The organism is Acinetobacter sp. FDAARGOS_724 (assembly GCF_013364475.1).
In the GTDB taxonomy this organism is placed as follows: Bacteria; Pseudomonadota; Gammaproteobacteria; order Pseudomonadales; family Moraxellaceae; genus Acinetobacter; species Acinetobacter variabilis.
Map to the genome: position 1 here is coordinate 3,025,412 of NZ_CP054908.1, position 17,487 is coordinate 3,042,898.

14 protein-coding genes and 2 pseudogenes are annotated in these 17,487 nt (G+C 44.2%); 10 read left to right on the plus strand and 6 right to left on the minus strand.

Going from position 1 to position 17,487, the window contains the following annotated elements; all coding sequences use genetic code 11:
• The first annotated feature begins 7 nt into the window (after nucleotides 1-7).
• From FOC32_RS15875 to FOC32_RS15905, 7 genes and pseudogenes are all read left to right on the plus strand, one after another.
• The gene (locus FOC32_RS15875; protein WP_034701673.1) at nucleotides 8-2,050 is read left to right on the plus strand and encodes a site-specific recombinase; all 2,043 of its coding nucleotides are present in this window, start codon (nucleotides 8-10) and stop codon (nucleotides 2,048-2,050) included.
• A 159-nt stretch (nucleotides 2,051-2,209) separates the two neighbouring features.
• A pseudogene (locus tag FOC32_RS15880) lies at nucleotides 2,210-2,812 on the plus strand (phosphatase PAP2 family protein).
• A gap of 35 nt (nucleotides 2,813-2,847) precedes the next feature.
• A complete protein-coding gene (locus tag FOC32_RS15885; protein ID WP_175968004.1) occupies nucleotides 2,848-4,116 on the plus strand; it encodes an efflux RND transporter periplasmic adaptor subunit in 1,269 nt (422 codons plus the stop codon).
• A 13-nt stretch (nucleotides 4,117-4,129) separates the two neighbouring features.
• Entirely contained in the window at nucleotides 4,130-7,306 is a 3,177-nt protein-coding gene (locus FOC32_RS15890; protein ID WP_005236901.1) for an efflux RND transporter permease subunit, read from the plus strand.
• Nucleotides 7,306-8,772: a multidrug efflux RND transporter AdeIJK outer membrane channel subunit AdeK gene (gene adeK, locus FOC32_RS15895; RefSeq protein ID WP_034701683.1), complete on the plus strand. Its 1,467-nt coding sequence runs from the start codon at nucleotides 7,306-7,308 to the stop codon at nucleotides 8,770-8,772. The genes FOC32_RS15890 and adeK overlap by 1 nt, the downstream gene beginning before the upstream one ends.
• 106 nt (nucleotides 8,773-8,878) lie before the next feature.
• Nucleotides 8,879-9,235: a YbjQ family protein gene (locus FOC32_RS15900; protein WP_175968006.1), complete on the plus strand. Its 357-nt coding sequence runs from the start codon at nucleotides 8,879-8,881 to the stop codon at nucleotides 9,233-9,235.
• Between the two features lie 3 nt (nucleotides 9,236-9,238).
• Entirely contained in the window at nucleotides 9,239-9,676 is a 438-nt protein-coding gene (locus tag FOC32_RS15905) for a YbjQ family protein (protein WP_175968008.1), read from the plus strand.
• Here the strand turns inward: FOC32_RS15905 and def are convergent, their stop codons facing one another.
• The gene (gene def, locus FOC32_RS15910) at nucleotides 9,677-10,165 is read right to left on the minus strand and encodes a peptide deformylase (RefSeq protein WP_175968010.1); all 489 of its coding nucleotides are present in this window, start codon (nucleotides 10,163-10,165) and stop codon (nucleotides 9,677-9,679) included. It lies immediately after the preceding gene.
• Between the two features lie 316 nt (nucleotides 10,166-10,481).
• Here def and FOC32_RS15915 point away from each other — a divergent pair.
• A pseudogene (locus tag FOC32_RS15915) lies at nucleotides 10,482-11,765 on the plus strand (MFS transporter).
• A gap of 48 nt (nucleotides 11,766-11,813) precedes the next feature.
• On the opposite strand, the gene FOC32_RS15920 reads toward FOC32_RS15915, so the two are convergent.
• Both FOC32_RS15920 and FOC32_RS15925 read right to left on the minus strand, forming a co-directional pair.
• The gene (locus FOC32_RS15920; protein WP_104425866.1) at nucleotides 11,814-12,311 is read right to left on the minus strand and encodes a DUF2505 family protein; all 498 of its coding nucleotides are present in this window, start codon (nucleotides 12,309-12,311) and stop codon (nucleotides 11,814-11,816) included.
• 139 nt (nucleotides 12,312-12,450) lie between these two features.
• Nucleotides 12,451-12,723 carry a hypothetical protein gene (locus tag FOC32_RS15925; RefSeq protein ID WP_004784921.1) on the minus strand — a complete coding sequence of 91 codons (273 nt, stop codon included), beginning with the start codon at nucleotides 12,721-12,723 and terminating at the stop codon, nucleotides 12,451-12,453.
• Between the two features lie 154 nt (nucleotides 12,724-12,877).
• On the opposite strand from FOC32_RS15925, the gene FOC32_RS15930 reads away from it, so the two are divergent.
• Complete coding sequence (locus FOC32_RS15930; RefSeq protein ID WP_175968011.1) at nucleotides 12,878-13,759, plus strand: alpha/beta fold hydrolase; 882 nt, start codon at nucleotides 12,878-12,880, stop codon at nucleotides 13,757-13,759.
• 34 nt (nucleotides 13,760-13,793) lie between these two features.
• Here FOC32_RS15930 and FOC32_RS15935 read toward each other — a convergent pair whose 3' ends face one another.
• Nucleotides 13,794-14,279 carry a hypothetical protein gene (locus FOC32_RS15935; RefSeq protein WP_034170202.1) on the minus strand — a complete coding sequence of 162 codons (486 nt, stop codon included), beginning with the start codon at nucleotides 14,277-14,279 and terminating at the stop codon, nucleotides 13,794-13,796.
• A 391-nt stretch (nucleotides 14,280-14,670) separates the two neighbouring features.
• Between FOC32_RS15935 and FOC32_RS15940 the strand changes: the two genes are divergently transcribed.
• The gene (locus tag FOC32_RS15940) at nucleotides 14,671-15,117 is read left to right on the plus strand and encodes a GNAT family N-acetyltransferase (protein ID WP_175968223.1); all 447 of its coding nucleotides are present in this window, start codon (nucleotides 14,671-14,673) and stop codon (nucleotides 15,115-15,117) included.
• Nucleotides 15,118-15,130: 13 nt separating this feature from the next.
• Here the strand turns inward: FOC32_RS15940 and FOC32_RS15945 are convergent, their stop codons facing one another.
• Both FOC32_RS15945 and FOC32_RS15950 read right to left on the minus strand, forming a co-directional pair.
• Entirely contained in the window at nucleotides 15,131-16,966 is a 1,836-nt protein-coding gene (locus FOC32_RS15945; protein WP_175968013.1) for a diguanylate cyclase, read from the minus strand.
• Nucleotides 16,967-17,139: 173 nt separating this feature from the next.
• Nucleotides 17,140-17,478, minus strand: a complete 339-nt coding sequence (locus tag FOC32_RS15950) for an FKBP-type peptidyl-prolyl cis-trans isomerase (RefSeq protein ID WP_004814829.1) — start codon at nucleotides 17,476-17,478, stop codon at nucleotides 17,140-17,142.
• Between the last annotated feature and the right edge of the window lie 9 nt (nucleotides 17,479-17,487).

Below are 17,487 nucleotides of genomic sequence, written 5' to 3' on the forward strand. Positions count from 1 at the left end.
CTCGCCTATGCATATTAATTTTCTTGATATTTTTCAAAGCATGCAGCATCAGCTTGAACAACCACAAGCGGTGCTGGATGAGAATCTGCTCATCCAACTTGTAGAACGTATACGCCCAGAAGACAGCAGAAATACAGAAGAAATCGAAACAAAATTTAATGCATTTATCCGGGCTTTACTGCTCACTCCCAATGCAGTCTTAACCTTACAAAGTTTCACTTTAAGAATTATCAACCGCTATAAACAAGCCAGTCTGTTTTCCGATACCGGGATTCTTTCTCTGGATGGTTTCTGGAACCAGCTGAATCAGCGGATCGGGGCGCATATCCTGCCGGTGATTCCAGATCATTTACAGCTTCAGGAATTGTTCCGCAAGATTTTCTATTTGCGTACCGATAAATACTGGCTGGATTATTTTGATGAAGCGGATTGGCAGCGACTTTTTGCTGTTGTAAATCAGGGTCATTCCAATCAGGTAGAAAAAACCCGAATCAAAGATCAGATCATTAAAGCACTAACGATTCTGTCCTACCGGGTGAGTGGGATCGGCCTGCATCCTGAATTTATTAATGCCCAGCCTGAGCTCATGGAATATGAATCACCTTTTCTGGTGCAAAACCGTGAGATTATTGAATTTATCCAGGAATATAAAAAACGCTATAACACTGTAGAACTGGTAGATGCGATTACGCCGCCAGATGCTTCTCAAGCTCTGGTCATGCTGGAGCAGTGTCACGATGTTGTCGCCAAAATTCGCCGCTCTACCAAACGGATTGGGGTCAGTGTCAGCCTGACCTATATGCTGGCCTTGCTGGAACAGTGTCTGGAACGGATTGAAATCCTGTTGAATATGGTGCTGGATGACGATGATCTGCGTTATCAGTCCATTGGTCTGTTTATCGCAGATATTACCGAAGCGATTTATAGCGAACGCAGTGTGCGTGCCTTACTGACTACCAATAGTGAACTCCTGGCTTTACAGGTAACTGAAAATGCCAGTAAGACTGGTGAACATTACGTAAGTACCGACAAGCAAGGCTTTTTGGCCATGTACAAATCGGCAGCCGGTGCCGGTATCATCATTGCCTTTATGGCCTCGCTGAAAGTCTTAATGGCGCGTGTCACGATGGCACCTTTAATGCAAGCCTTTAGCTATAGCATGAACTATTCGCTCGGTTTTATGCTCATTCATGTGCTGCACTTTACCGTTGCAACCAAACAGCCAGCGATGACTGCAGCTGCACTGGCTTCTACCGTACAACAGCGTAAGGGTTCGAAAACTGCCCAGATTGCTGAACTGGCTGCACTGATTGTGAATATCATTCGGACCCAGTTTGTCGCGATTCTTGGGAATATTTCAATCGCAATTCCGGTTGCAGCACTGATTGCCCTGATGTGGGAATTTGCCCTACATGAGCCATTAATGACACATGCCAAAGCAGCCAAAACCTTATATGACCTGAATCCATTTACTTCTTTAGCGATTCCTCATGCAGCAGTGGCTGGAGTATGTTTATTCCTGTCAGGCCTATTAGCCGGTTATTTCGATAATATGGCAGTGTATCGGAAGGTCGGTCCTCGTCTAAGAGCTCATGTGCGCCTGTCACAACTGATGGGACAAGAACGTTTGCATCGATTTGCTGACTATATTGAACGTAATCTGGGTGCACTGGCGGGTAATTTTATTTTTGGGGTTATGTTGGGCAGTATGGGTACCATCGGTTTCATTCTCGGCTTGCCTTTAGATATTCGTCATATTGCCTTTGCGTCTGCCAACTTTATCCAAGGACTAATCAATATTAATGGTCCAGATATTGGACTCATTATCATCTCTTTCCTGGGTGTTCTGCTGATTGGTCTGACTAACCTTTTTGTAAGTTTCAGCCTGACCATTATTGTGGCATTACGCGCACGACGGGTGCGTTTCGAACAGTGGAAACCGCTCGCTAAACTGGTCATGACCCATTTCCTGACTCGCCCAAGTGAGTTTTTCTGGCCGCCGAAGCAATCTATTGAAATTGACGAAAATCATACATCCACAAAACTGTAAAATTGCGAGAATATTTGGGCATTTAGGTACAAAATCCCATAAGTAAAAAATGGAATTTGCATAAAATACGCACTCTTGAAAAAAAGTGTACTGACAAGTACACTTTAGCGCAGACAGTTAACCGGCTGAATAACGGTTAAAAGGACAAGGATTTTTGGCATGCATTACTTGTTACTTATTGTCGGAATTTTATTTTTAATTTTCAGTGTGTTATTTCTTGATATTGCAACTTTAAGCCAGTTGGATGTGCTTGCAATTGAATGGATTAGCGGCTATCGCACAGAATTTTTAAATCAAATTAATCAGTCCTTATCAGTGATAGGTGGCATGCCATTTGTATTATTTTTATCCACACTATGATGTATTTTTCTACTGTGGTATAAAAAGCATGCAAGCGTAATTTTTATATGTATCGGAATTATCGGAGGAATTCTCCTAGGCTGGCTTTTAAAATTCAGTATTGCCCGACCTCGACCAGCAGAGTCTTTTCATCTGGTTGAAAGCTATGGAAGCTCCTTCCCGAGTGCCCATAGCGTCTATGCAGCCTGTCTCGGCTGTCTGGCAGTGTTCATATATCGGCAACATCCCCGACATACCATCATCTGGATGGGTGCAGGTGCATGGATGCTGATTATGGGTATTTCAAGAGTTTATCTAGGTGTACATTTTCCTTCAGATGTCATATCCGGCTGGAGTATAAGTTTTATTTGGATTTCGTTGTGGTATATGGTCTGGATCAGATATTGCACGGCTCACAAATAAAAAAATTTAGATAAGAATCCAATTGAGGTGGAACAATGATTTCTGCAAAGCTTTGGGCTCCCGCCCTGACTGCTTGCGCATTAGCAACAAGTCTTGCACTTGTTGGTTGTAGCAAAGATCCTAAAGAGGGCCAGCAAGCTGGTGCTCAGCAGCAAATGCCACCGACTGAAGTCGGTATTCTTGTTGCACAGCCACAAAGTGTCGAGCAGTCTGTAGAGCTCTCAGGTCGTACAACAGCATTTGAGATTTCTGAAGTACGTCCACAGGCTAGTGGTGTGGTGCTTAAACGCTTATTCACTGAAGGTAGCTATGTCCGTGAAGGTCAGGCGCTTTATGAAATCGATTCAAGCACTAACCGTACTACTGTCGATAATGCTCGTGCTGCGATTGCCCGTGCTGAAGCGAATTTAGGTGTATTGCGTGTTAAAGAAGGTCGTTACCGTCAACTGGTCGGTACCAATGCCATTTCTAAACAGGAATACGATGACATCGCAGCACAGGTCAAACTGGCTGAAGCTGATTTGAATGCAAACCGTGCAACTTTACGTAATGCTGAAATCAACCTGGGCTATTCAACCGTACGTGCACCGATTTCTGGTCAAACCAACCGTTCTTCGATTACGGCGGGTGCGTTAGTGACTGCAAATCAGACAGAACCACTGGTTACAATTCAGCGTCTAGATCCAATCTATGTAGATATCAACCAGTCAAGTGCTGAACTGCTACGCCTGCGTCAACAGCTAAGCAAAGGCAACCTCAACAGCTCAAACAACACCAAAGTGAAGTTAAAGCTTGAAGATGGCAGCATCTACCCTGTCGAAGGCCGTCTTGCATTCTCGGATGCCAGCGTGAACCCTGAAACAGGTACTGTGACTTTACGTGCAGTATTCCCGAACAAAAACCATTTACTTCTGCCAGGTATGTTTGCCACAGCGCAAATCGTGCAAGGCGAAATTCCAAATGCTTTCCTGATTCCACAAGCGGCGTTAACCCGTACGCCTACTGGTCAGGCCATGGCGATGCTGGTGGGTGCTGACAATAAAGTAACTCCACGTCCAGTAACGACAGTCGGTACTCAAGGTAGTAACTGGATCGTAACCGAAGGTCTAAATCCGGGTGATAAAGTGATTGTTGATGGTATTGCCAAGGTAAAACCTGAACAGCAAGTGGTGCCTAAACCCTATCAACCTCAAGCAGCTGCCCCACAAGGTGCTGCTCCTGCTGCGCAACAACCTGCAGCAGATGCAAAAAAGGCAGATGATGCAAAGAAACAACCTGAACAAAAACCTGCTGCAAATGCATAAGGAGTAATGGTTCATGGCTAAATTCTTTATCCATCGCCCGATTTTTGCATGGGTGATTGCATTGGTAATTATGCTGGCGGGTATTTTAACCATCAGCAAAATGCCAATTGCTCAGTATCCGACGATCGCGCCACCAACAGTCACCATTTCTGCGACTTATCCGGGTGCATCTGCAGCGACTGTAGAAAATACAGTAACGCAGATCATCGAGCAGCAGATGAACGGTCTGGATGGCTTGCGTTATATTTCCTCGAACAGTGCCGGTAACGGTCAGGCATCCATCGCCTTAAACTTTGAACAAGGTGTCGATCCTGATATTGCACAGGTTCAGGTACAAAACAAATTACAGTCTGCAACTGCACTGTTACCTGATGATGTACAACGTCAGGGTGTACGTGTGACCAAATCTGGTGCCAGCTTCCTTCAGGTATTAGCTTTCTATTCTCCTGATGGCAGCCTGACTGCAGATGACATTAAAGACTATGTAAACTCAAACATTTCTGAACCTTTAAGCCGTGTGGCCGGGGTTGGTGAAGTTCAGGTCTTTGGTGGTTCTTATGCAATGCGTATCTGGCTGGATCCAGCCAAAATGGCTAGTCTGCAAGTGACTCCAAGTGATGTGGCTCAGGCAATCCGTACCCAGAACGCTCAGGTGGCTGTCGGTCAATTAGGTGGTGCGCCACAAATTGAAGGACAGGTACTGAATGCGACAGTGAATGCGCAAAGTCTGCTGCAAACACCTGAACAGTTCGAAAACATCTTCCTGAAAAATACCACTTCAGGTGCTCAAGTCCGCCTGGGCGATGTCGCACGTGTAGAACTTGGTGCAGACAACTACCAGTTTGATTCTAAATTTAATGGTAAACCGGCTGGCGGTGTTGCGATTAAACTTGCAACCGGTGCCAATGCACTGGATACCGCTGAAGCAGTTGAAGAACGTTTAAAACAGTTACGTCCTAACTATCCTCAAGGGATGGTGGATACACTGGCATTTGATACCACACCATTCATTCAGTTATCGATTGAATCGGTGGTTCATACTCTCATTGAAGCAGTCATTCTGGTCTTCATCGTAATGTTCCTGTTCTTGCAGAACTGGCGCGCAACGATTATTCCAACCATGGCCGTTCCAGTAGTTGTACTGGGTACTTTTGCAATCATTAATATCTTCGGCTTCTCGATCAACACCTTGACCATGTTCGCGATGGTTCTCGCGATTGGTCTGCTCGTCGATGATGCGATCGTTGTGGTCGAGAACGTTGAACGTGTCATGGCTGAAGAGCATCTGGATCCTGTGTCGGCGACTGAAAAGTCGATGAAACAGATCTCTGGTGCGCTGATCGGTATTACCTCTGTACTGTCTGCAGTATTCGTACCAATGGCATTCTTTGGTGGTTCTACAGGTGTTATCTATCGCCAGTTCTCAATCACGCTGGTCACAGCGATGGTTCTGTCGCTGGTGGTGGCCTTAACCTTTACCCCTGCTCTGTGTGCAACCATTCTGAAACAGCATGATCCGAACAAGCCGCAAAGTAACAATCCGGCTGCACGATTCTTCCGCTGGTTTAATCATAGCTTTGACCGTGTTTCTGTGAAATATCAAGGCGGCGTCAATCGTATGACACACCACAAGATTTTCTCCGGTATCATCTATGCGGTGGTGATCGGGATTATTGTGCTGATCTTCCAGAAACTACCTTCTTCATTCTTACCTGATGAGGACCAAGGTGTCGTAATGACGCTGGTACAGTTGCCACCAAATGCAACCTTGGAACGTACCGATAAAGTCATCAATACCATGACAGGCTACTTCCTGGAAAATGAAAAAGATCATGTCCAATCTGTCTTCAGTGTGGCTGGTTTCTCATTCACAGGTGTAGGTCAAAACGCTGGTCTGGCATTTATCAAACTGAAAGACTGGTCTGAACGTACCACACCAGAATCACAGGTCGGTGCAATTATCCAGCGTGGTATGGCACTGAACATGATTGTGAAAGATGCGTCTTACATCATGCCATTACAATTGCCAGCAATGCCTGAACTGGGTGTATCTGCCGGCTTTAACATGCAGTTAAAAGCAGCAAGTGGTCAAAGCCATGAGCAACTTTTGGCAGCGCGTAATACTGTTCTGGGCCTGGCTGCACAAGACAAACGTCTTGCAGGTGTCCGTCCAAATGGTCAGGAAGATAACCCGCAGTACCGTGTGATTGTCGATCATGCACAAGCCGGTGCTTTAGGTGTCAGCATCTCTGAAATTAACAGTACCATGAGCATGGCGTGGGGTGGTTCGTACATCAACGACTTCCTTGACCGTGGTCGTGTGAAAAAAGTGTACGTTCAGGGTGAAGCCAGCTCTCGTATGATGCCGGAAGACCTGAACCAGTGGTATGTTCGTAACAACCGTGGCGAAATGGTACCGTTCTCGGCATTCGCAACGGGTGAATGGACCTATGGTTCGCCTCGTCTAGAACGCTATAACGGCGTATCTGCAATGAACATTCAGGGTACACCGGCACCGGGCGTGAGCTCAGGTGATGCAATGCGTGCGATGGAAGAAATCATTGCCAAGCTTCCTGAAATGGGCATGCAAGGTTTCGACTATGAATGGACTGGTCTGTCTCTGGAAGAACGTGAGTCTGGCGCACAGGCACCATTCTTGTACGCGCTTTCACTGTTGATCGTGTTCCTGTGTCTGGCTGCATTGTATGAAAGCTGGTCAATTCCATTCTCGGTTCTTCTGGTTGTACCATTAGGCATCGTGGGTGCATTACTATTGACCTTTGGCGGTATGATTCTGTTTAAAGACCCGAATCTGTCGAATAACATCTACTTCCAGGTAGCGATTATTGCCGTAATTGGTCTTTCTGCGAAAAACGCAATCTTGATTGTGGAATTCGCCAAAGAGCTGCAGGAACAAGGCGAAGAGTTGTTTGATGCGACCCTGCATGCAGCAAAAATGCGTTTACGTCCAATTATCATGACCACCCTTGCCTTCGGTTTTGGTGTACTTCCACTAGCACTTGCTTCAGGTGCCGGTGCGGGTAGCCAGCACTCCGTCGGTTATGGTGTCCTTGGTGGTGTAATCAGTTCGACTCTTTTAGGTATCTTCTTTATTCCTGTATTCTACGTATGGATTCGAAGTATCTTTAAATACAAACCAAAACAACAAAATCAGGAGTACAAGTCGTAATGCAAAATATATGGTCTATTACAGGTCGTAGCATTGCGGTATCTGCCCTCGCGCTTGCTTTGACTGCATGTCAAAGCATGCGTGGCCCAGAGCCCGTTGCAGAGGCAAATATCCCAAGCAGTTATACCAATGCTTCAGGTACTTCTGTAGCAGAACAGGGTTATAAAGAATTCTTTGCTGACCAGCGCCTGTTACAGGTACTGGACCTGGCATTGATCAATAACCGTGATTTGCGTACTGCCGCATTAAACATTCAGCGTGCCCAACAGGCTTATCAGATTTCTGAAAATGACCGTCTGCCAACCATTGGTGCGAGCGGCAGCGTGTTACGTCAGGACACTGGCAGTAACAACCCGCAAAGCCGTGGCGCTGTGACGACTTATAATGTCGGTCTAGGCGTAACTGCATTTGAGCTGGATTTCTGGGGTCGTGTGCGCAGCTTGCGTGACAATGCACTGGATACTTATCTGGCGACTCAAAGTGCGCGTGATGCGACTCAGATTTCCCTGATCGGTCAGGTGGCCCAAGCATGGCTGAGTTACTCATTTGCCAATGCCAATCTAGCGTTGGCTGAGCAAACGCTGAAAGCCCAGCTTGAATCTTATAACCTGAACAAAAAACGTTTTGATGTGGGTATCGATAGCGAACTTCCGGTACGTCAGGCACAGATTTCTGTTGAAACTGCACGTAATGATGTTGCCAACTATCGCACCCAGGTGGCTCAGGCACAAAACCTGCTAAATCTGCTTGTAGGTCAACCCGTACCGGCCAACCTGTTACCGGCACAGCGTGTTACCCGCATTACCTCTAATGCAGCACTAGGTGCAGGCTTACCAAGTGATCTGCTGATTAACCGTCCGGATGTACGTGCAGCTGAATATCGTCTGTCTGCGGCAGGTGCCAATATTGGTGCTGCCCGTGCGCGTCTGTATCCAACGATCAGTCTGACGGGTTCGGCAGGTTTTGCATCTGCGGATCTGGGTGATCTGTTCAAGTCTGGCAGTTTTGCGTGGTCTGTAGGCCCAAGTCTGGATATTCCAATCTTCGATTGGGGTACACGTCAGGCGAATATCCGTATTTCCGAAACAGATCAACAAATTGCGCTGTCAGATTACGAAAAATCAATTCAGACTGCATTCCGTGAAGTGAATGATGCCCTAGCGGTACGTCAGAATATTGGTGACCGTATTGCTGCTCAACGCCGTCTGGTCGATGCAACTAATACCACTTACCGTCTGTCTCTGGCACGTTTCCGTGCCGGTATTGACAGTTATCTGACTGTACTGGATGCACAACGTGCTTCATATGCAGCAGAACAAGGTTTGTTATTACTTGAACAGGCGAATCTGAACAGCCAGGTTGAACTGTACAAGAGTCTTGGTGGTGGTTTGAAAGTTAATACCTCAGACACTGTACCGTATCGCCCGTCTGTGACCGAACAGCGTCGTGCGAAAGAGACAAAATAAGCCTAACTCCTTTTCAGAAAAGCTCACTTCGGTGGGCTTTTTTATTGCTTTTTTAAAGGAGATTTTCTATCTTCATGATTATATGACTGATTAAGAAGATATCTGCATGTTATTGAGCAATCTGGAATCTGTACCGGGACATACTATTCGCCAGCAAATCGATGTGGTCTATGGCAGTACTGTGCGCAGTAAGCATGTTGGACGTGATTTTCTGGCCGGTCTAAAAAATATTGTCGGTGGTGAGTTGACCGCTTATACCGAATTACTGGAAGAATCCCGTCAGGAAGCTATGAACCGGATGATTGAAAAAGCCCGCAGTATGGGTGCCAATGCGATTGTGGGTATTCGTTTTTCTACCTCAAATATTGCCCAAGGTGCTTCTGAACTGTTTGTGTATGGCACTGCAGTCATCGTTGATCCGGTCATACCTAAACTGCCTGATCCATTTCCACAGGCGAACTAATGCATGGACGGATTGATTATACAGATTGTCATTTTTGCCATTCTGTTCAGCGTGGGTTTCGGTTTTGGTCGCTTTAACGAGCGCAAGCATCTGCAATATCTGGATGAACAGGAACAGCGTTTGGCTTATATCCGGGTCAATAATAGCCGTTTCATCGAATCTACATTCCCCGGCCATATGATCAGCAGCAATGTGGTGATTTCACATGATTACTTTAAATATGCGATTGCTAATGTGCAAAACATGCTAGGTGGTCGTTTGACCAGTTATGAGAGTGTCGTTGAACGGGCACGACGTGAAGCTATAGTACGATTAAAATTGGAAGCAGAGAAAATAGGCGCTGACCAGATTATGGGAATTCGACTCAGTACTACCGAACTTGGCATGCAAGGCGGTATGGTTGAAGTCTTCGCTTATGGCACCGCAATTCAGGCCAAGTAATTATGCTTCTGAAAGCTTTTCTACAAATAAAATTCCATTCAAGTGGTCAATTTCGTGCTGTACAATTCGTGCCGGAAAGTCTTTAAACGACTGAACCACTTCATTTCCCTCTAAGGTAAAATAACGCACCTCAACCTCTTCTGCTCGAGCTACCCTCCCCCTTTGCTCGGGCACACTTAAACAGCCTTCCTCACCCAATACTTGCGTAGCTGAAGCACTGATAATCTCCGGATTGATCATGGTCACGGCTTCCATATATGGCGCATCCGGATAACGTAAATTGGGCCGTGATGCGACAATAATAATGCGTTTAGAGACATAAACCTGCGGTGCTGCAATGCCCACGCCCTGACGGTGTTGCATAGTCTCCATCAAGGCGCTGTTAAATTGCCGCAACCAGTCACTGTCAAATTCAGCCTGTGTGACCGGACTGGCAATTAGGGTTAAAATGGCCTCACCTTGCTGTGCCACCGCCAAGGTATTTGTCATCGCGCTATCCTGTAATTTTTTCATCCAACTCTATCTTAGAGGGAAAGTTACAGAATGAATATCATACTAAAATGAATAAATACGTTTAAAAAAGATAAGCTGTATTTTCAGTAATGTTTCGGACTCCAGCTTATTTTGCCTTAAAAATTTCACCTGAAAGGAAGATAATTAATCAAAACATTCCAAATAATTTTATTCATTTAAATTTTAATAAATTTTAGTTTAGATTAAACAAAGAAAGATTGATTATTCAAGAAAATAACCCTTCTTTAAAATCAGCAATCAAGTCATGGATATTAAATAATGGAACGAGCACATGAATGCACAACCCTATCTGAGCCCTGCTGATAAACGCACCCTCGGACTATCGTCCCTAGGTGGCGCACTGGAATTCTATGATTTTGTCATTTATGTGTTCTACGCCAAATTGATCTCTGAACTGTTCTTTCCAAGTACCCTAAGTCCGTTCTGGGCCATGCTGAATACCTATGGCATCTTTGCTGCAGGCTATTTCTTTCGCCCACTCGGCGGTGTGGTGATGGCGCATTTTGGGGATCTGATCGGTCGTAAAAGACTATTCAGTTTATCCATCTTGCTGATGGCGCTACCGACCCTCATGATTGGGATCATGCCAACCTTTGAAAGTATTGGTTATGCTGCACCATTACTGCTGCTATTGATGCGTGTTGTTCAAGGTATTGCGATTGGTGGTGAAATTCCGGCTGCCTGGACCTTTGTGTCTGAGCATGTGCCTGAAGGCCGAATTGGGATTGCCAATGGTTTGCTGACCGCTGGCCTATAACTCGGAATTCTACTCGGTGCCCTAATGTCACTGTTTATTTCCTTACAGTTCACTGAAGCGGAAATCAAAGACTGGGCTTGGCGCGTTCCCTTCATTCTGGGTGGAATTTTCGGTTTTATCGCTCTTTACCTGCGCAGTTATTTGAAAGAAACTCCAGTTTTTAAAGCCATGCAGGCGAAAAAAGAACTGGCGAAAGAATTACCGGTCAAGCAAGTGCTGTTAAGCCACAAAACTGCTGTAGGCATCGGGATGTTATTTACCTGGTTCCTGACCGGCTGTGTGGTGGTCTTGATTCTGGCGATGCCAAATTTACTGGTGGCCAGTTTTGGCTTCGAACGTGCTGATGCATTCAAGATGCAAAGTGCTGCAATCCTAATGCAAATGCTCGGCTGCATTATCGCTGGTGTACTGGCTGACCGTTTCGGTGCAGGCAAGGTCATTTTACTTGGCTCTATTTTTGTCGCGGCAATGGCTGGGATTTTTTATCACAGTCTGGGTCATGTTGAAGCGTCAACGGTGTTCATGCTTTACATGTTGCTCGGTCTAAGCTCAGGAACCGTGGGCATGGTGTCTTATAGCATGGTGAAAATGTTCCCGGCACAAATCCGTTTCAGCGGAATTTCATTTTCCTATAATCTGGCCTATGCGATTGCAGGTGGAATCACCTTGCCACTGGTGCAATGGTTGAGCCTATATAGCAATATTGGTGCCCTGTACTATATCTGGACTGTGTGTCTAGTGACCCTATTCACTGCCCTGCTTTACCGCAGCAAATTTGAAAAAAACAGCCTAAAATAAAAAAGAGCCTGACTCACAGGCTCTTTTTCTAAGCGTGAAAATACGAGCTTAAGCTTTCAGATTCTTGCGTAGCTCATCTTCTACAATGCTGATCTCGATCTCACTGAATTTACGGATTTCACCTTCGGCATGTTTTTCCAGCATGCCACCGACCAAAGGCACTTTCACATTCACCGTCCAGTTCAACTGGAACTGGATCTGCTGTTCATCACCTGTAACGGCACGCTGACATTTAGCTTCAATCGGCAGATTGGCACCTAGTTCCACGACTGAAGTCATTTCTTCTAGATTGCTAACATCGGTACGCTGCAAGCGAAACGCATCTTTCAGCAGTTTTCTTGCAATATCCGGGATTTTGACATCCAGATTGTAGGCACGTTTCAGGGTATACAGATGTCCTTGCTTTTCTGAAACCAGAATTTCCATATTTTGAGCAGGGATTCGATGACAAACCGCTTCATGCAAACTGATGTCATTTGCCAGACGTTTAAACTCATCAATCGAAACACCGCGAATAATTGCATTTACGGTAAACTGGTGGGCCATATCTATTTTCCTTATTTTTATTAGGGGGTTATGGACTCAAATTAAGTCAAATGAATCATCTGACAGAGAAGATAAGCTATTTAAGTCAATTTTACATCGGCTGTCATTATTTTTTTATTGAGAAAAATTGGCGTTGAGGTCAATGTTTCCAGGCAATTTTTGCAGATATACAGGGTCCGCAGCTGAGTAAAAGCTGAACTTCACGATACTCAATGACCGCATGAAATTCTTCTGCACCATCATCCAGACCTGAAGCATACCAGACCGTGCCCGCAGGAAATTTCTTTAACCAGCTGGCCTTATAAAAATCAGAAACAGAATCAAACTGTAAATAGTGTTCCGGTTCGGCTTCAACCTGAGTCGCCAGAGCCATAAATTTCTGTAATTGTGCCTGATGAAAATCAATCAGCATGAGGCAGCCCTTCCTTTTGTATGAGGCGATTGCATGCCATATTAAGCATTGATGTCATTTACGACTCGTGAGTTTTGACATCATGGCTTAGATCAGATTAAAAATAATATAGATTCACCTCCCCTGATTCAATCCACGTATAAGGATATCCAGCATGCAACAAGGAAAAATTCAGGTCGAAACCGTGCAGTTTCTGGCAGAAGATGGCTATACCTTAACCGGCAAGCTTTACCGCAGTGAATATGCCAAAGCCAATATTGTCATCGCCTGCGCAACGGGTGTCCCCCAAGCTTTTTACCGGCGCTTTGCCGATTATGCAGCACGAGCAGGTTTTCAGGTACTGACTTTTGATTATCGTGGGGTGGCTGATTCTGCACCCAAACGTTTAAAGAATTTTAAAATGTCCTATTTAGACTGGGGAAAATATGATCTCAGCGCTGCGATTGATTATCTCAGCCGAACCGGTCTGGATATTTATATGATTGGCCACTCCTATGGCGGGCAGGCTTTGGGATTAAGTAAATATCATGATCGCATTGAAGCAATGTACTGCTTTGGCACCGGTGCTGGCTGGCATGGTTATATGCTTTTAACTGAAAGAATCAAGGTTCAGGTAATCTGGAATATTGTTTTTCCACCGATGGTAGCGGTGACAGGCTATTTGCCATGGAGTCGTTTAAATATGGGCGCTGACTTGCCGCGTGATGTTTATCGTCAGTGGCGCAAATGGTGTAAAAATCCGACCTATTTCTTTGCCGATCCTGAACTGAAAGACCTACATGCCCATTATGCCGCGGTAAAAACACCTATTTATGCCGTAGCCGCACTCGATGATGCCTGGGCCTTACCTAAATCCAGACAAGCCTTTATACAACATTACCGTCAGGCCTCGTTGCATTATATTGATATTCAGGCGACCGATTATGGACTCAAACACATTGGACATATGGGTTATTTCCGTCAGGGCGCAGAACAGCTCTGGGATGAAGTGCTCGCTAAGTTCAGTGAATTACATCAACTCAAAAATGCAGCTTGATTTTAGTCTCTAGAGTATTTAAGCATTTAGCTGCTTAAGCATAATATGCCTGTTGAATATCGGTTCTGATTTCCTGACGGTGTTCCTCGCCGAAACGGTCGACATGGGCATAAAATACCCCATAACGGCCGACATAATATTCCAGTGACTGGTCATAAAAATTCCAGAAAATTGACCATTCGCCTAAATCCATCTGACGGATTTGTGTACCGGTATGCATCGGCATCTTACGGAGCAGTTCCTGCTGTAATTGCTCTGCTTCATTGCGATCCTGAATCTGAACCTGATGTTGGAAAAATAATTGCGCTACATCATCAAACAGTTCCAGCTCATAGGCATCGACCACATGCAATGTTTCCTGAGACTCAGGTTGACTCTCTTCAGTACTGCTGGAAATCGGATCCTCTTTTTCGACACGTTTACTCTTTACATACTGCTGGGTTTTATAGATTTTCATGCCGATAAACCAGGTCGCATACAGTATCAGGGCTAGACATGAAAAAATCAGGAACTTAAGAATCATTGATCATCTCGTGTAGTTAATTTTATTTTTATCACGGTCTGCCAATTCTTGATTTGGCGATCTTCTTCCAACTTAACACAAGTCTATTTTTTGTACAGTAAACTTGAGGATTTTTTTAGATCTTCTTGGATTTTTTTCTTCGGTTGAGCCTTATTTCCCAGTATTCAATTTGAAATAAGGATCTAAAATCTTGTTAAAAATTAGAATGAATCCAGAAAGCCAATATTGATCAGGATAAATAAATCAGACAAATCACTACAGAATCGATCATCAACTCTGGATTCTTTAGCAAATGCACTCAAAAAGCTACACGATTGGTATTTGTTTTTTTGAGCATTTTCCTTCAAATAAAAGGTCCCTCTTTATGGTCGAGTAAATGAATAAAATTATGATTCGTGAAGGGAAGATTCAAGATATACCTCAAATAATCCAGGTCATCCACGACAGTATTCAATCCTGTATTTTGGATCATCAACGTGAAGACAGCGTGATCCAGCGCTGGCTGGAGCAGTTTAATCACGCCCAGCTGATTGTGGAAATGCTTTATAACGACTGCTGGGTGTATATTTTAAATGATCAGATTGTCGGCTTTTTGCTGGTCAGTGACACTGGAGAAATCCTGATGCACTATGTGGCTGCCCGTTTCCAGCGACTCGGGTTTGGCACCCAGCTTTTTGATCAGATGCACAACTCCTTAGTGCGTAAAAATATCCATAAAATTAAAGTCCAATCGACTCAAACAGCTTTAAGTTATTATCAAAAAAATGGATTTTTCTCACCGAATCATCAATCGGAAAATGAAGAAAATTATCATTTATATAAATACGCTTTTTAAAATTAAAAATTTTTCATGCCATTTTAAGTTGATCTCGCCCTGCCTGCTTAGCCGCGTATAACTGCACATCTGCCGCTTTCATCAGTGCATGAATATCTGGATAGGGATGTGTTTGATCCATCCAGGAAATACCCATGCTGACCGTGACATAAGATTTATCATCTGTTCGATTTAAGTGTTCAAATTGCTGTTCGCGAATCTTGTGCAAGACTTTTTCCAGAAACTCTAAGGCTGCCTGAACAGGTACATCAGTGAGTAGAATCGCAAATTCTTCTCCACCATAACGAGCTAAATACGCGGATTCGGGGAGTACCGTTTGAATGACCTTGACCAGATTCTGTAAAATTTCATCTCCTTTTAAGTGCCCATAATAGTCATTGTAGTTTTTAAAATAGTCGACATCGAGCATGGCAAAAATCAGTGTACTGTGTGGATGTTTCTGACAGTATAAAAACTGCTGCTGGATTTGGTCATTTAAAGCACGACGGTTAAAGGCACCCGTCAAAGCATCAATATTCACCTGATGTTCGAGTTTGGCATTCAGTTCACGTAATTGCTCTGTACGTGCTTTGACTTTCTGATCCAGTGAACTGTTCAAGATCATTAATTTATTATTCAGTCGCTCGGTATAGTAGGTTTGATGGGCATAATTACGAGATTGTTGAAACATAATGATCAAGACATACAGGCTGGTCGAAATAAATGACAGATGCACGCTCTCAATTACATTCAGTAATACCAGATAATCATTAAGAAAGGTCACACACAAAAAGATGATGGCAAACAGGTTAGTGAACGAATATTCATCTCCTTGAGAAAGTGTCACATAAAACCCGTAAATAAAATTACCCAGTATCACCAGACCATAGATAACGCTATACAAAGCCAGACGCTCAAAAACTTCTGGTGTGCTAAACAAGGTTACTGCGATATTAAAAATTAGTAATCCCGCACCTACGTAATAAATTGAACGTCGGATATAACGTGGCTTAAACAGGTACATGTAGCTCAGGAAGAATAAGATTGCCAGAAAAGTGAACAGATATTCTAGACGAGCGCCCCATAACCAACTGATTTTACTTACAATGGCGTATGGATGTGGCGCAGAAAACAGATTATGCAGTGCCAAAAAAATAATAAATAAGCCAAAAATAAATACACTGCGGCTATTTCGCTCCACAGATCCGCGAAACAGGGAAAATAAAATGGTAAATAGTCCTACACCCAGCACTGTGCCACAGACCAAAGCAATACTCAGCATTTGCAACATAAACTGTCGGTTAATGGTCGCAGAGGGGCCAATTTTCAGAGGCTTTTCTAATCCGCCATGTAAATTAGTATAGTTGGAAACCTGAATACTTAAGGTAAAATATTCATTCTGTGGCACAAAAGATGCGATCTTAGGTGCCTTTTCAGTCACCTGCCCTGTCGGGGTTTTACTGATTTTACCAAGACGCAGCAAGATATCCCCATTTAAATAAATGCTATAAGCACCATACTGACTCGGAATCTGAATCGCTAAACGTTGTCCGATAAATTTTTTGGGAATTTTAAAATGGCTAATAAAAGTGCCATAAGTGGCATTGGTTCCGGTGAGACTCTTGAATGAAGCTGGGAGTTCAACTACTTGTGATTCGAGTTCAGGATCTGGTTGCTCAATGAACTGACGTGGATAGAACTGCCATTTGCCTTGCAACAAGGTGGTACTATCTTCATCAAATTTTAGTTCGGTGACCTCATTCTGATGAGCTAGGAAATAAGATTCTGGAGCAGCATCATATTGAGCCCACACGATCCGTGTAGTCCCCATCAAAAATATCAGCATCAACCACGATGCCAATATCAGCATAATCCCCCTAAACCTGAGCAAAAAGGCCATCCTGTAGCTACTGTTATTAATTCTAATGTACGTGGAATGTTGGATATTGCCAATGATTTTTCATATAAAAAAGCAGGATAACCGACGAGCTATCCTGCTGCTGAATTCCTGACATATTGTACTGTTCAGAAAGTCACATAATATCAGTCACGTGTTTTAACGTCGTACAGTTCGATTTCAAAAATCAGGTTGGAATTTGCCGGGATAATGTTCCCCATTTTACGTTCACCATAAGCCAGATGAGCAGGTACGATCAGCTTACGTTTGCCCCCCACTTTCATGCCGATGATACCTTGATCCCAGCCTTTAATCACACGACCAGTGCCGATGACCGTCTCAAAATAATTACCACGATCCAGCGATGAATCAAACTTGGTTCCATCTTCCAGCCAGCCAGTGTAATGCGTGGTAATCAGTGCACCTTTTACCGCTTCTTTACCTTCACCCACCACCAGGTCAATAATTTCTAGTTCTTTGGTCATCGTCAATAT

Coding starts and splice junctions, on each gene's coding strand:
- FOC32_RS15875 (WP_034701673.1), top strand. CDS start 8: ATGCATATTAATTTTCTTGATATTTTTCAAAGCATGCAGCATCAGCTT.
- FOC32_RS15945 (WP_175968013.1), bottom strand. CDS start 16,966: ATGCTGATATTGGCATCGTGGTTGATGCTGATATTTTTGATGGGGACT.
- FOC32_RS15930 (WP_175968011.1), top strand. CDS start 12,878: ATGCAACAAGGAAAAATTCAGGTCGAAACCGTGCAGTTTCTGGCAGAA.
- FOC32_RS15920 (WP_104425866.1), bottom strand. CDS start 12,311: ATGGCCCACCAGTTTACCGTAAATGCAATTATTCGCGGTGTTTCGATT.
- def (WP_175968010.1), bottom strand. CDS start 10,165: ATGACAAATACCTTGGCGGTGGCACAGCAAGGTGAGGCCATTTTAACC.
- FOC32_RS15890 (WP_005236901.1), top strand. CDS start 4,130: ATGGCTAAATTCTTTATCCATCGCCCGATTTTTGCATGGGTGATTGCA.
- FOC32_RS15950 (WP_004814829.1), bottom strand. CDS start 17,478: ATGACCAAAGAACTAGAAATTATTGACCTGGTGGTGGGTGAAGGTAAA.
- FOC32_RS15900 (WP_175968006.1), top strand. CDS start 8,879: ATGTTATTGAGCAATCTGGAATCTGTACCGGGACATACTATTCGCCAG.
- FOC32_RS15905 (WP_175968008.1), top strand. CDS start 9,239: ATGGACGGATTGATTATACAGATTGTCATTTTTGCCATTCTGTTCAGC.
- FOC32_RS15940 (WP_175968223.1), top strand. CDS start 14,671: ATGATTCGTGAAGGGAAGATTCAAGATATACCTCAAATAATCCAGGTC.
- adeK (WP_034701683.1), top strand. CDS start 7,306: ATGCAAAATATATGGTCTATTACAGGTCGTAGCATTGCGGTATCTGCC.
- FOC32_RS15925 (WP_004784921.1), bottom strand. CDS start 12,723: ATGCTGATTGATTTTCATCAGGCACAATTACAGAAATTTATGGCTCTG.
- FOC32_RS15885 (WP_175968004.1), top strand. CDS start 2,848: ATGATTTCTGCAAAGCTTTGGGCTCCCGCCCTGACTGCTTGCGCATTA.